The 13,364-nt window shown below is 71.3% G+C and carries 14 protein-coding genes; 10 read left to right on the forward strand and 4 right to left on the reverse strand.

Features of this window, described 5'->3' with window-relative positions:
• Window positions 1-117 precede the first annotated feature (117 nt).
• From CTZ28_RS06335 to CTZ28_RS06375, 9 genes are all read left to right on the forward strand, one after another.
• Complete coding sequence (locus CTZ28_RS06335) at window positions 118-1,122, forward strand: FKBP-type peptidyl-prolyl cis-trans isomerase (RefSeq protein ID WP_121888250.1); 1,005 nt, start codon at window positions 118-120, stop codon at window positions 1,120-1,122.
• A gap of 111 nt (window positions 1,123-1,233) precedes the next feature.
• Window positions 1,234-1,608 (forward strand): FKBP-type peptidyl-prolyl cis-trans isomerase, encoded by a 375-nt coding sequence (locus CTZ28_RS06340; RefSeq protein WP_121888251.1) that lies wholly within the window; start codon window positions 1,234-1,236, stop codon window positions 1,606-1,608.
• 119 nt (window positions 1,609-1,727) lie between these two features.
• Complete coding sequence (locus tag CTZ28_RS06345) at window positions 1,728-2,705, forward strand: helix-turn-helix transcriptional regulator (protein WP_121888252.1); 978 nt, start codon at window positions 1,728-1,730, stop codon at window positions 2,703-2,705.
• Window positions 2,706-2,724: 19 nt separating this feature from the next.
• A complete protein-coding gene (locus tag CTZ28_RS06350; RefSeq protein WP_121888253.1) occupies window positions 2,725-3,765 on the forward strand; it encodes a helix-turn-helix transcriptional regulator in 1,041 nt (346 codons plus the stop codon).
• Between the two features lie 159 nt (window positions 3,766-3,924).
• The gene (locus tag CTZ28_RS06355; RefSeq protein ID WP_121888498.1) at window positions 3,925-4,185 is read left to right on the forward strand and encodes a hypothetical protein; all 261 of its coding nucleotides are present in this window, start codon (window positions 3,925-3,927) and stop codon (window positions 4,183-4,185) included.
• Between the two features lie 10 nt (window positions 4,186-4,195).
• Entirely contained in the window at window positions 4,196-4,390 is a 195-nt protein-coding gene (locus CTZ28_RS06360) for a hypothetical protein (RefSeq protein ID WP_121888254.1), read from the forward strand.
• A gap of 260 nt (window positions 4,391-4,650) precedes the next feature.
• Complete coding sequence (gene tatA / locus CTZ28_RS06365; protein ID WP_121888255.1) at window positions 4,651-4,941, forward strand: Sec-independent protein translocase subunit TatA; 291 nt, start codon at window positions 4,651-4,653, stop codon at window positions 4,939-4,941.
• A 47-nt stretch (window positions 4,942-4,988) separates the two neighbouring features.
• On the forward strand, window positions 4,989-5,939 hold the full coding sequence (tatC, locus tag CTZ28_RS06370) for a twin-arginine translocase subunit TatC (protein WP_121888256.1): 951 nt from the start codon (window positions 4,989-4,991) through the stop codon (window positions 5,937-5,939).
• Between the two features lie 106 nt (window positions 5,940-6,045).
• The gene (locus tag CTZ28_RS06375) at window positions 6,046-8,898 is read left to right on the forward strand and encodes a DEAD/DEAH box helicase (protein ID WP_121888257.1); all 2,853 of its coding nucleotides are present in this window, start codon (window positions 6,046-6,048) and stop codon (window positions 8,896-8,898) included.
• 38 nt (window positions 8,899-8,936) lie between these two features.
• On the opposite strand, the gene atzF is transcribed toward CTZ28_RS06375, so the two are convergent.
• The 4 genes from atzF to CTZ28_RS06390 form a co-directional block, all read right to left on the reverse strand.
• Window positions 8,937-10,640, reverse strand: coding sequence for an allophanate hydrolase (gene atzF, locus CTZ28_RS06380; protein WP_121888258.1), 1,704 nt, complete (start codon window positions 10,638-10,640; stop codon window positions 8,937-8,939).
• Window positions 10,641-10,771: 131 nt separating this feature from the next.
• Window positions 10,772-10,894 carry a biotin carboxylase N-terminal domain-containing protein gene (locus CTZ28_RS48055; protein ID WP_259471488.1) on the reverse strand — a complete coding sequence of 41 codons (123 nt, stop codon included), beginning with the start codon at window positions 10,892-10,894 and terminating at the stop codon, window positions 10,772-10,774.
• Complete coding sequence (locus tag CTZ28_RS06385) at window positions 10,891-11,505, reverse strand: urea amidolyase associated protein UAAP2 (RefSeq protein WP_121888259.1); 615 nt, start codon at window positions 11,503-11,505, stop codon at window positions 10,891-10,893. Before CTZ28_RS06385 ends, CTZ28_RS48055 begins: the two co-directional genes overlap by 4 nt.
• A complete protein-coding gene (locus tag CTZ28_RS06390; protein ID WP_121888260.1) occupies window positions 11,502-12,326 on the reverse strand; it encodes an urea amidolyase associated protein UAAP1 in 825 nt (274 codons plus the stop codon). The genes CTZ28_RS06385 and CTZ28_RS06390 overlap by 4 nt, the downstream gene beginning before the upstream one ends.
• Window positions 12,327-12,522: 196 nt before the next feature.
• Between CTZ28_RS06390 and CTZ28_RS06395 the strand changes: the two genes are divergently transcribed.
• Window positions 12,523-13,149 (forward strand): TetR/AcrR family transcriptional regulator, encoded by a 627-nt coding sequence (locus CTZ28_RS06395; protein ID WP_121888261.1) that lies wholly within the window; start codon window positions 12,523-12,525, stop codon window positions 13,147-13,149.
• The last annotated feature ends 215 nt before the right edge of the window (window positions 13,150-13,364 follow it).

Below are 13,364 nucleotides of genomic sequence, written 5' to 3' on the forward strand. Positions count from 1 at the left end.
AGGGATCCGGGGAGAACGCCACACGGGCGTCGTACGTTTTCCGTACGGCGCCCTTCGCACGCCGTAGAGTTGCGCGGGCACGCCATTCACAAGATCGATGATTACGAGGCCCCCACCGTGCGCCGACGCTCACTTCTCCTTGCCGCCGTACCCGCAGGACTGGTCACGCTTGCCGGATGCGGCGACGGCAAGTCGGACTCCAGCAAGGCGAGCGCGTCTCCGTCCGCCTCGGGGGCGTCCGTGTCCCCGCCGAAGATCGTGGACGGGCCGGTGCCGGCGATCACCGCGGGTGCGAAGTTCGGCGAGAAGCCGACCGTGGCCAAGGGGTCCGGGGAGCCGTCGAAGGATCTGGCGGTGAAGACGGTGATCGCGGGCGGTGGCAGGACGGTCGCGGAGAACGACTTCGTGCAGGCGCACTACCTGGGCCAGATCTGGAGCTCGGGGAAGGTCTTCGACAACTCCTACGACCGTAAGTCGCCGCTGGTGCTCCAGCTGGCCGAGGGCAGTGTCATCGACGGCTGGCGGTATGCGCTGACCGGTAAGAAGGCGGGCAGCCGGATCGTGATGGCGGTGCCGCCGACCTGGGGTTACGGCTCATCGGGCAATGCGCAGGCCGGTATCAAGGGCACCGACACCCTGGTGTTCGTCGTCGATGTGCTGAACACCTTCAACACCAAGAGTTCGGCGCAGGGCAAAGAGGTCCCGCAGACCGATGCGGCGCTGCCGAAGATCGGTACGAACACGGACGGCAAGGCGCCTTCCATCGACATCCCGAAGTCGGCGGCGCCGGGCAAGCTGGTGTCGAACTATGTCCTGGAGAGCGACGGCGCCGAGGTCAAGGCGGAGCAGACGGTCCTGTGCCAGTTCCAGGGCGTGGTCTGGGACGGCGGGAAGACCTTCGAGCAGACCTATGGTTCGGGCCGGCTGAGCCAGTTCTCCCTGGAGCAGATGAAGCAGGTCGTCAAGGGGCTGTCGGAGGGGCTGACCGGCAAGAAGGTCGGCAGCCGGGTCCTCGTCGTGGTGCCCCCGGACCTGGCCTACGGCGACACGCCGCCGAGCGGTGATGTCATCAAGAAGGGTTCCACCCTGGTGTTCGCCGTCGACATCCTGGCCGCGATGTGACGCCGTGCGGCGGCGGGCCGTGCCCGCCGCGCTCGCCCGCCGCGGGCGTGCGGGGGGCGGGGATGAAAGACTGTGCGCGTTCCGTGTCGTACACAAGCAGGAGCTAGAGACGTGAGCATCGAGAAGCCCGAGGTCGACTTCCCGGGTGGCGAGCCCCCGGCGGACCTCGAGATCAAGGACATCTGGGCGGGCGACGGTCCGGAGGCCAAGGCCGGCGACACCGTCTCCGTCCACTATGTGGGTGTGGCCTTCTCCACGGGCGAGGAGTTCGACGCGTCCTGGAACCGTGGCACGCCGCTGAATTTCCAGCTGGGTGCCGGTCAGGTCATCGCCGGCTGGGACCGGGGTGTGCAGGGCATGAAGGTCGGCGGCCGTCGTCAGCTGACCATTCCGGCGCACCTGGCCTACGGCGACCGTGGTGCGGGCGGCGGCCGGATCGCCCCCGGCGAGACGCTGATCTTCGTCTGTGATCTGGTCGCGGTCTGATCGGATCCGATCATCCGGGGCCCATGCCCGTCCGGGCATGGGCCCTCGGCTTTGGCCGCGCCACCGTGGAGCGGTACGGTCGTCGGGCGTAAGCACCATAGGGGAGGCGAAGGGCGTCGATGGCCATTGCCAAGGCCGAGCGGCTGATGAACCTGGCGCTGTGTCTGCTCGGGACGCGGCGGCCGCTCAGCAAGCGTGAGCTGCGGGAGTCCATCGAGGCCTATGTCGAGGCTTTCGGGCCGGGGAAGGGTACGGCCGGCGGCGACGACTCCTTCAGCCGGATGTTCGAGCGCGACAAGGACGATCTGCGCGAACTCGGCCTGGTCATCGAGACCGTCGAGAACATCGACGGCGAGGTCGGCTATCTCGCCCGCCGTGACAGCAACCGGCTGCCGCCCATCACTCTGGACGCGGAGGAGGCCGCCGCGCTGGGGCTGGCCGCCAAGGTGTGGCAGCAGGCCCGGCTGGCCGGCGCGGCCAGTGGCGCCCTGCAGAAGCTGCGGGCGGCCGGGCTGCCCGAGGATGTCGACCCGTACGAGGCGCACGGCGCGCTGGAGCCGCGCATCCCGGTGCACGAGGCCGCCTTCGAGCCGCTGATGCTGGCCTGCCGTGACCGCCGTCCGGTGGTCTTCGACTACCGCAAGGCCACCGCCGCCCACCCCGGGACCCGGCATGTCGAGCCGTGGGCGCTGGAGTGCTGGCGCGGCCACTGGTACCTGGCGGGCTGGGACCGTGACCGGGGTGCCGAGCGGGTGTTCCGGCTGTCCCGGATCACCGGCCGGGTCCGTTCGCGCGGGAGCGGCTTCACCGCCCCGGTGCCCGATGTCGTCACCGTGCGGGAGACCGTCGCGAGCTGGGCGGGCGAGTTCGCCGACCGTTCGGCGCTGATCCGGCTGCGTTCCGGCGCGGGCTACCCCCTTCGGGCGAAGGCCACCGCGGTCCGGGAACTCGGGGACGGCTGGGACGAGTTGGAGATTCCGTACGGGCACGGTCTGGATGCCTGGCTGGTGGAGTTCGGGCCCGACGTGGTGGTCCTGGAGCCGGCCGAGCTGCGGGCCGACGTGGTGGACCGGCTGCGTGCCGTGGCCAAGGGCTGAGGGGGAGCGGAGCGGAACAGTGGCAGGCAAACCGGTCAGGCCCGTGAACGCCATCGACCAGACCCGGCGGATGCTCTCCCTGGTGACGTATCTGCGGGAGCGCCCCGGCGCCCGGGTCGCGGATGTCGCGCGTGCCTTCGGGATCACCGAGGACGAGCTGGTCTCGGACCTGGACGTGCTGCCCATGTGCGGCACCAGCTTCCGTGGCGGCGATCTGCTGGACATCGACACGGACGGCGAGCGCATCTGGTGGCACAACCCTGCCGCGCTCGGCGCGGACGCGGCGGAGCCGCTCAGGCTGGCCGCGGACGAGGCGACCGCGCTGCTGGTGGCGGCGCGTGCCGTGGCCACCCTGCCGGGTCTGCGGGAGAGCGACCGGCAGGCGCTGCTGCGGGCCACCGCCAAGGTGGAGGGGGCGGCCGGTGAGGCGGCGGGCGCCAGCTCGCGGCTCTCGGTGACCTTCGAGTCCGAGGGCGGGGTGTTCGCGGATGTCGACCGGGCCATCTCCGAGCGGCGCCGCCTGTGGATCCGCTACTACTCACCGGCTCGTGACGAGGTCACCGAGCGGGAGATCGACCCCATCCGCCTGGTCAGCGTCGGCCACACCTATGTGGAGGCCTGGTGCCGCCGCTCCGAGGCGCGCCGCACCTTCCGGCTGGACCGGGTCGCCGAGATCAAGATTCTCGACGAGCCGTCGGCGCCGCCGGAGATCGAGTTGCGGGACCTGTCGGAGGGGCTGGTGCAGCCGGCCGCCGAGGACCCTGAGGTCGTCGTCGAGGTCGGCCCGGGCGGCCGCTGGGTCGCCGAGTACTACCCGCACGACAGCGCCGACGAGCTGCCCGACGGCGGGCTGCGTATCACCGTGCGCACCCCCGATCCGGCCTCGCTCAGACGTCTGGCGCTGCGGCTCGGCCGTGACGGCCGGATCGTCTCGCCGCCCGAGCTGGCCGACAGCGCCCGGCAGGCCGCCCGCGCGGCACTCGCCGGGTACGACGGGGTGGAGGCGGCGCAGGACGCGACGCGCGCGCAGCGCGACGGGCTGTACGACAGGGCGGAGTGAGCCGCGCGGCTCCGCGCGGTGCCGCGGGGCCGGTGTACGACGGCCGGGCAGGCCGGGCGCGGGGCCCCCGCGAGCTGGGCGGTGACGCCCCGAAGGCGACCTACCACGAAGTGAGGAGCGAGGGCTTTGAGCGAGTCTCCGGTGTCCGACGCGGGGGAGATGACGGTCGCGGCCGCCTTCGCGGGGATGCGAAGAGTGGTTCCCGTGGTGTTCAGGGCGGGCTGCCCGGAGTGCCGGGGCCGTTTCGAGCTGTCCGCGAGTGCCCTGCGGCTCGCCATCGGCGCCACCAGCCGTACGACGTTCTACTCCTTCACCTGTCCGGACTGCGGTGCCCTGGTCCGCAAGCCCGCGGGTGAACGCATCGTCGAGTTGCTGACCGACGGCGGGGTCAAGACGCTGCGGCTGCACCCTACGGTCTAGGCTCGACGCCATGTTCTGGGCGATGTTCGCGATAGCCGCGGGTTTTCTGGGTCTCGCCGTCCTCGGTGTGTTCGCCGTCCGGGTCTTCCTGGAGGCGCGGCGTCTGGGGCGGCAGGTCGAGGACTCCGCGCGCCGGATCAACCGGGCGGCGGAGGAACTGGAGCGGGCGGCGGCGAGCGCGGCGCACGCCGTCGACGCGCTGTGAGTTCCCCGGTGAACAGTTGTGATCGCATGACCGGAAGCGCTATGTGTCACTTCGCCCTGTCACACGGCCGGTTTTGCCGGGTACGCTGCTGCTCGCGGTGCGAAGAACGAGGCCCGTACCGCGGACCGGGAGTACGCACGGGGATTGCCTCACGTTCACCCCTGAGCGTTACGATCGCTGTTATGCGGTCGCTCGGACGCACATGTCCGAATGATCCGACAGCAACCCACCCAGCCGCCTCGGTGAGAAGGTAAAGACTTATGTTCGGAAGGCTCGGAGCCCCCGAGATCATTCTCATCCTCGTCGTCATCGTCCTGCTGTTCGGCGCGAAGAAGCTTCCGGACATGGCCCGCTCCCTCGGGAAGTCGGCCCGCATCCTCAAGAGCGAGGCCAAGGCGATGAAGGAGGACGGCGGCAACAACACCGCCGCGTCCGCCCAGGCACCCAGCTCCGACGAGCAGTCCTCGGCCCAGCGCACCATCCAGGCTGCCCCCGGCGACGTGACCAGCTCGCGGCCGGTCGCCGAGCCGTCGGACTCCACCAAGCGCTGACGCAGGGCCGGAAACTCCCGGCCTGCCGCACGAGATGAGGACGTGGGTTGCCCAAGCCTGCCCGCAAGAAGGAGAAGGATCCCGAGGGGCGGATGCCCCTTGCGGATCATCTTCGTGAGCTGCGCAACCGGCTCGCGAAGGCGATTCTGGCCATCGTCGTCGTCACGGTCGTCGCCGCCTTCTTCTACAACGACATCATCAACTTCCTGACCAAGCCGATCCTCGATTCGGTCGGCTGCGCGAAGACCTTCGAGGAACTGGCGAGGTCGAGCGACAACGCCCAGCAGTGCGCGCGGATCACCATCAACGGTCTCCTCGCCCCGTTCACGCTGGCCCTCCAGGTCTCCTTGATGGCGGGCGTCGTGTTCGCCTCGCCGATCTGGCTCTTCCAGCTGTGGGCGTTCGTCGCGCCCGGTCTGCACCGGCACGAGAAGAAGTACGCCTACGCGTTCGTCGCCAGCGGCGTCCCGCTGTTCCTCGGCGGCGGGTACTTCGCGTACCGGGTGCTGCCCACCACGGCGACCGTGCTGATGGAATTCACGCCGAGCGGCGTCGACAACCTGCTGCCGCTGGACGACCTGCTGCAGCTCGTCACCCGCATGGTGGTCGTCTTCGGTCTCTCCTTCGAGCTGCCGCTGCTGCTGATCATGCTCAATCTGACCGGCGCGCTCAGCGGCAAGCGCATGCTCGGCTGGTGGCGAGCCATGATCATGGGCATCACGGTCTTCGCGGCCGTGGCCACGCCCAGCACCGACCCCATCTCCATGCTGTCGCTCGCCGGACCGATCTGCGTGCTGTACTTCGCCGCCGTCGCCTTCTCGCTGCTCAACGACCGGCGCAGGCAACGCCGCGATGCCGCGGGCCCCGCCGACGACGAGGCCTCCGACCTGGACCTGACCCCCGAGGACATCGGCGAGGTCGAGACGGTCTCCGCCACCCGGGCACTGCCCGAGCAGGCGAACACGGACCGGGTCAACGGCTACGACGACGTGACCTGACCGCCCGCGCCCCACGACCGGTGAGGTGCCCGCACCCGTACAGGGCGCGGGCATCCGCGGCTGCGGGCCCTTTGGCGCGCCGGGCGTACATCACGCGTTCCGGATAATGATCGTCCTGTTGTCAGTGCGGCCCGGTACGCTCGAAAGCACGATGACAGAGGACCTCTCACCTGCCGAGCGGTACGCGGCAGCCCGCAGGCGGGCAGCCGAGCAGGCCACCGCGCTCGCGTCCTTCCGCGAGATGTACGACTTCGGCCTCGACCCCTTCCAGATCGAGGCCTGCCAGGCGCTGGAGGCCGGGAAGGGCGTGCTGGTGGCCGCCCCCACCGGCTCCGGGAAGACGATCGTGGGCGAGTTCGCCGTCCACCTCGCTCTGCTCCAGGGCAAGAAGTGCTTCTACACGACACCCATCAAGGCGCTGTCGAACCAGAAGTACGCCGACCTGTGCCGCCGCTACGGCGCGGACAAGGTGGGCCTCCTCACCGGCGACAACAGCGTCAACTCCGACGCCCCGGTGGTCGTGATGACCACCGAGGTGCTGCGGAACATGCTGTACGCGGGCTCCCGGACGCTGCTCGGCCTCGGCCATGTGGTCATGGACGAGGTGCACTACCTCTCCGACCGCTTCCGCGGCGCGGTGTGGGAGGAGGTCATCATCCACCTGCCCGAGTCCGTCACCCTCGTCTCGCTCTCGGCGACCGTGTCCAACGCGGAGGAGTTCGGCGACTGGCTGGACACCGTGCGCGGTGACACCGAGGTGATCGTCTCCGAGCACCGGCCCGTGCCGCTGTTCCAGCACGTGCTCGCCGGGCGCCGGATGTACGACCTGTTCGAGGAGGGCGACGGCCACAAGAGGGCGGTCAACCCCGACCTCGTCCGGCTCTCCAGGACGGAGGCCAGCCGGCCCTCCTACCAGGACCGCAGACGCGGCCGTGCGATGCGCGAGGCGGACCGCGAGCGTGAGCGGCGGCAGCGGTCCCGGGTGTGGACGCCGGGCCGCCCCGAGGTCATCGAACGGCTCGACTCCGAGGGCCTGCTGCCCGCCATCACCTTCATCTTCAGCCGGGCCGCCTGCGAGGCCGCCGTCCAGCAGTGCCTGCACGCGGGGCTGCGGCTCAACGACGACGAGGCCCGGCAGCGGGTGCGCGAACTCGTGGAGGAGCGCACCGCCTCCATCCCCCGCGAGGACCTGCACGTCCTCGGCTACTACGAGTGGCTCGAGGGCCTGGAGCGGGGCATCGCCGCCCATCACGCGGGCATGCTCCCGACCTTCAAGGAGGTCGTCGAGGAACTGTTCGTGCGGGGCCTGGTGAAGGCCGTCTTCGCCACCGAGACCCTCGCGCTCGGCATCAACATGCCGGCGCGCTCGGTCGTGCTGGAGAAGCTCGTCAAATGGAACGGCGAGCAGCACGCCGACATCACGCCCGGCGAGTACACCCAGCTCACCGGGCGGGCGGGCCGCCGCGGCATCGATGTCGAGGGCCACGCGGTGGTGCTGTGGCAGCGCGGCACGAGCCCCGAGCACCTCGCCGGCCTGGCGGGCACCCGTACCTATCCGCTGCGCTCCAGCTTCAAGCCGTCGTACAACATGGCGGTCAACCTGGTCGAGCAGTTCGGCAGGCACCGTTCGCGCGAACTGCTGGAGACCTCCTTCGCACAGTTCCAGGCGGACCGGTCGGTCGTCGGGATCTCCCGGCAGGTGCAGCGCAACGAGGAGGGTCTCGACGGCTACAAGGAGTCCATGACCTGCCACCTCGGCGACTTCGACGAGTACGCGCGCCTGCGCCGCGAACTGAAGGACCGGGAGACCGAACTGGCCCGGCAGGGCGTGGCCCAGCGGCGCGCCGAGGCCGCCGTCGCCCTGGAGAAGCTCCGGCCCGGCGACATCATCCATGTGCCCACCGGCAAGTACGCGGGGCTGGCCCTGGTGCTCGACCCCGGCCTGCCCGCCGGGCGTTCCAACGGCCACCGCGGCTTCGAGTACCACGACGGGCCGCGTCCCCTCGTCCTCACGGTCGAGCGGCAGGTCAAGCGGCTGGCGTCGATCGACTTCCCGGTGCCGGTCGAACCGCTGGAGCGGATGCGCATCCCGAAGACGTTCAACCCGCGCTCGCCGCAGTCCCGTCGCGACCTCGCCTCCGCGCTGCGCAGCAAGGCCGGGCACATCCCGCCGGAGCGGCACCGCAAGAAGCGGGCGCAGGCCGCCGACGACCGGGAGATCGCCCGGCTGCGCACCGCGATCCGCGCGCATCCCTGCCACGGTTGCAACGACCGTGAGGACCACGCCCGTTGGGCCGAGCGCTACCACCGGCTGCTGCGGGACACCTCGCAGCTGGAGCGGCGTATCGAGGGGCGTACGAACACGATCGCGCGGACCTTCGACCGGATCGTGGCGCTGCTGACCGAACTCGACTACCTGCGCGGCGACGAGGTCACCGAGCACGGCAAGCGGCTCGCGCGGCTGTACGGCGAACTCGACCTGCTGGCCAGCGAGTGTCTGCGTGAGCAGGTCTGGGAGGGGCTGGGGCCCGCCGAACTCGCCGCCTGCGTCTCGGCGTTGGTGTACGAGGCGCGGGTCGGTGACGACGCGCTGGCGCCGCGGGTACCGTCGGGCCGGGCGAAGGCCGCGCTCGGTGAGATGGTCCGGATCTGGGGTCGGCTCGACGGTCTGGAGGAGGAGTTCCGGATCACCCAGACCGAGGGGGTGGGGCAGCGCGAGCCCGATCTGGGCTTTGCCTGGGCCGCGTACATGTGGGCCTCCGGTACGGGGCTTGACGAGGTGCTGCGCGAGGCGGAGATGCCGGCGGGGGACTTTGTGCGGTGGTGCAAGCAGGTCATCGATGTGCTGGGGCAGATCTCGGCGGCGGCTCATGCGGAGGGGTCGACCGTGGCCCAGAGTGCGCGTAAGGCGGTGGATCAGTTGCTGCGGGGGGTGGTGGCGTACTCGTCGGTGGGGTGACGTTGGCTGTTCGGCGGTTTGCGCAGTTCCCCGCGCCCCTATGTTTGGGTGATCGTTGTGGGGTGGGTGCGGGGTGGTGGGTTGTTTGCGTAGGTGCGCCAGCTTCTGTAGTGGGTGATGTCCTCCGTGTCTGTCAGGGCTGCTGGTTCGCAGAGGAAGCCGGGGGCTCTTGTGCCGTCTGCCAGTTCCAGTGAGCCCAGGGTCATCGGGCGGGGGAGGGTGGTCAGCAGGCGGCCCAGGCCCTCCGCGGGCAGGCGCCAGATCTCCGTCTCGATCGGGGCGCCGCCCTCTCCGACGTGCACCAGGCCCGGCTTGGGCGGGGTCGTGCGCAGGGCGTGCAGGCGGTAGACGGGGGCCGTCGTGGTCGTCCGGTCCAGCCGGGCGCCCAGGGCCAGCAGCTGGGGGTTGAGCGGCTGGCCGGTCAGGTGCGCGCCCACCACCGCGAGCCGGGTCTCGGGTTGCAGCAGGGCGGCGATCCGGGCCAGCCGGTCGTCGGTGAAGGCGGGGCCGATCAGCATCACGCCGAACGGGAGGCCGTTCACCTCGCCCGCCGGGACGGCGACCGCGGCCTGGTCGAAGAGGTTCGTGGAGTTGGTGAAGCGGCCCAGCCGGGCGTTCGCGCCCAGCGGGTCGGCGGCCACCTCGGCGAGCGTGGGGTGGCCGGGCGTGGTGGGCAGCAGCAGCGCGTCCGCGTCGGCCAGCTTGGCGCGGGCGCGTTCCCGCAGCGCCGCCAGCCGGTCCTGGTCGGCGAAGAGCCGGTGGGCGGGGATGTCACGGGCACGGGTGATGATGCCGGCGACGGTGGGGTCGAGGGCCGCGGTCGTCCCGGGGTCGCCGGTTGAGAGCAACTTGTCGACAAAGCCGCCCACCGCGGTGTAGCGCTCGGCGACGAACGCGCCCTCATACAGCATCGCCGCCGCCGCGGTGAAGGGGCCCAGGTCGATCTCGCGTACCGTGGCGCCCGCCTCGGCCAGCTGCGCCACCGCCGCCTCGTACGCCTGGGCCCAGCCCGGGTCCAGCTCGCCGAGCCGGTCCGGGGCCGCCACCGCGACCCGCCAGGGGCCCGGGGTCCGCTGAGGCAGCGCCGGCAGTTCCCGGCCGGGCGGTGCCGCCATGAACGCCAGTGCCTGCTCCGCCTCCGGCAGGGTGCGCGCGAAGACGGTCACGCAGTCGAGCGAGGCGCAGGCCGGGACCACGCCCCGGGTCGGCACCAGGCCGCGGGTCGGCTTGAGGCCCACGATGCCGTTGAAGGCCGCCGGGACCCGGCCCGAGCCGGCGGTGTCCGTGCCCAGCGCGAGATCGACGACGCCGAGCGCCACGGCCACCGCGGATCCGGAGCTGGAGCCGCCGCTGACCCGCTGCGGATCGTGCGCGCCGCGCACCGCTCCGTACGGGGAACGGGTGCCGACCAGCCCCGTCGCGAACTGGTCGAGGTTGGTGGTGCCGAGGACCAGCGCGCCGGCCGCGCGCAGCCGGGCGACGGCCGGGGCGTCGGCCTCGGGGGCATAGGCGTAGGCGGGGCAGCCCGCGGTGGTGGGCAGGCCGCGCACATCGATGTTGCCCTTGACGGCGAGCAGCCGCCCGGCGAGCGGGAGCCGTTCCCCGGCGGCCACGCGGGCGTCGAGCGTCCGGGCCTCCGCCTCGGCCTCCTCCTGCGGGCGCAGACCGATCCAGATCTCGGGGCGGTCGACGGCTTCGATCCGGGCGTACGCGGCGCGCACCCGGGACACGGTGCTGGACATGCGAGCTCCTCGACTCTCAGTGTGCGTCCGGCGCGGGGGGCCGGCACGAGCAGGGCGGTGCCCGGCTCGACCAGGTCGCCGGGGCGCGCCGGGACCTCGGTGTGCGCCCGCGCCGGTGTCCTTGGCCGCCCTCAGCACCAGGTCGGCGTCGAGGTACGACTCCTTCGCGGGGCCGGGCCGAGCGCGCGGGCGGTGCGGATGATCCGGACGGCGATCTCGCCGCGGTCGGCGACCAGCAGCGTGCCGAAGGTCATGCGGTGTCCGCCCCGGTGATCGTCATCCGGACGGCGGTCGGCTCGAAGCCGTTGCAGGGGTTGTTGATCTGGGGGCAGTTGGAGACGAGCACGAGGACGTCGCGTGCGGCCCGCAGGGTCAGGGTGCGGCCGGGGGCGGACAGGCCGTCGACGATGCCGAGCGTGCCGTCCTTCTCGACCGGCACGTTCATGTACCAGTTGATGTTGGAGACCAGGTCCCGTTTGCCCAGGCCGTACCGGGCGCCCTCGGCGAGGAAGTTGTCCACGCAGGCGTGCTGCGACCAGGTGTGGTGGCCGTAGCGCAGGGTGTTCGACTCCTTGGAGCAGGCCCCGCCGATGGTGTCGTGCCGTCCGACCTCGTCGGCGACGACCGTCATCAGCGGGGTGTGCTCGTTGGAGAGCAGCACGCTGCCGGTGGTGAGGAAGATTCCGCCCTGCGCGTGCAGGGTGTCGGGCGCGCTGTAGCGGACGGACGTGTCCTTCGCGTCGTACACCAGGAAGTCGACGGCCTGGTTGCCGTGCAGATCGGTGAGGGTGAGTGTCGCGCCCGCGGGGACCACGGACGACCAGGCGGCGCGGGCCGGCACGGTCTCGGAGTGTGTCGTCGTCATGCGAGCCCCCTCGCGGCGAGGAATTCGGCGGTGTTCAGGAAGGCGCGGCGGCCCTCGGGGGTGGCCTCCCACAGCGGGTCTCCGGGTGTGGTCGGCGTGGCGCGCCAGGCCAGGACCTCCAGCGGGGTGCTGATGTACGCATGCCGGGGGTCGGCCGGGTGCGGCACATTGGCGAGGAGCACGGTCAGGTCCTGTTCGGCGCGGAGGGTGACGCTGCCGCCGGGGCCGGCCGAGCCGGTGAAGTCAAGGGAGCCGTCGTCGCGGACCTGGACGCCCTGGAAGAACGACAGCGACGGCGGCAGGTCGCGCGGTCCCAGGCCGTTCTTGGCGGCGGCCAGCTTGAACAGTTCACGGCCGGCCGGGGAGGGGGACTGCGGGCTGCCGTCGCCGTAGCGGGCGGTGTTCCGTACGAGGGTGGAGGTGCCGCACAGCGCGTCGTGCCGGCCGGAGGTGTCGGCGACGACGCTCGCCAGCACCCGGCCCTGGTCGGACAGGAGCAGCCGCCCCTCGCCCAGGTAGGCGTTCCACTGGACCTTGACCGTGTCGGCGACGTTCAGCCGTTCCCACGGCCGGTCGGCGACATACAGCAGCAGATGCGCGCAGGCGTCGCCGTGCGGGTCCGTCAGGCGCAGTTCGGTGCCGCGGGCCAGGACCCGGTGTGTGTAGTTGCCGCCCGCGACGGTCTCCGCCCACACCAGGTGGCCCGCCTCGCAGGGCGGCGCGGGCCAGTCGCCTGCCGGTACGACGGGCATGGCCGTCACGCGGGTCCCCTCCTGGGCGCGCGCATGGTCGCGGGCTCCGTGTGTGGTCGCTGTCGCCATTCGGGCACCTCCGGCTCCACCGTCATCTCTGTCGCCACCGACATTTCTGTCGCCCGACAGAAATTAGGCCCGCTCCGGGTCCCGCCCATTGCGGAGCCGTTGCCGCTCGGTTACCGACCTCTCACGGCCGGCGCGGCCCTCCGGCGCCTGCGTCGGCGGAGATCGTCCGCAGGGGGTGTTGTGCGAGGATCGGGCCATGGGTACGGGCAGTGGGCGCCGGGTCGGGCGGCCGCGGGTGGTGCAGCGGCCGGACCGGGGACTGCAACCGCGTGCCGAACTGCTCGCCGCCGCAGCCGAGTTGTTCACCACCCGGGGCTATGCCGCGACCACCACCCGGGCCGTCGCCGAGCGTGCCGGGATGCGTCAGGCGTCCATGTACCACTACGTCTCCGGCAAGGAGGAACTGCTCGCCGAGCTGCTGGAGTCCACCGTCACGCCCTCCCTCGGCTGCGCCCGCGAGCTGCTCGCCGACCTTGCGAGGCCGGCCGAGGACCGGCTGTGGGAGCTGTGCCGGGCCGACGTGGAACTGCTCTGCGGCGGGCCGCACAACCTCGGAGTCCTGTACCTGCTGCCCGAGGTGCGGGCCGAACGGTTCGCCGGCTTCCATGCGGTGCGCGCCGAACTCAAGGACGCCTACCGGCGGTTGATCGCCGCGACCGCCGCCGGTGGCGCGCTCGGCAAGGGCGGCCTCGACCTGCGCACCGATCTGGTCTTCGGGCTGATCGAGGGCGTCATCCTCGTGCACCGCTCCGATCCGGAGCGCCCCGTCGCGGAGTTCGCCCGCGCCACCGCGGACGCGGCCCTGCGCATCGCCGGCGCCTGAGCCCACGCCCGGGCGGGGGCGAGAGTACTCCTGTTCCATGGGTGATTTCAGGTGCTTGCTGAATATGACACGGCGATGATCCGCTCGGACTAGGCTCGCCCGCAGCGCACCGAGTTGAGTTGAAAACGTGCGCTTGTTCCCAAAGGTGCTGAAGATCCAGACAGTGCCCTGAACGTTCCCTCGCAAGCCCCAGACACCCAGCCGACTTCTCAGAG

Origin of the sequence: Streptomyces shenzhenensis (assembly GCF_003688995.1) — a bacterium.
Lineage (GTDB): Bacteria > Actinomycetota > Actinomycetes > Streptomycetales > Streptomycetaceae > Streptomyces > Streptomyces shenzhenensis_A.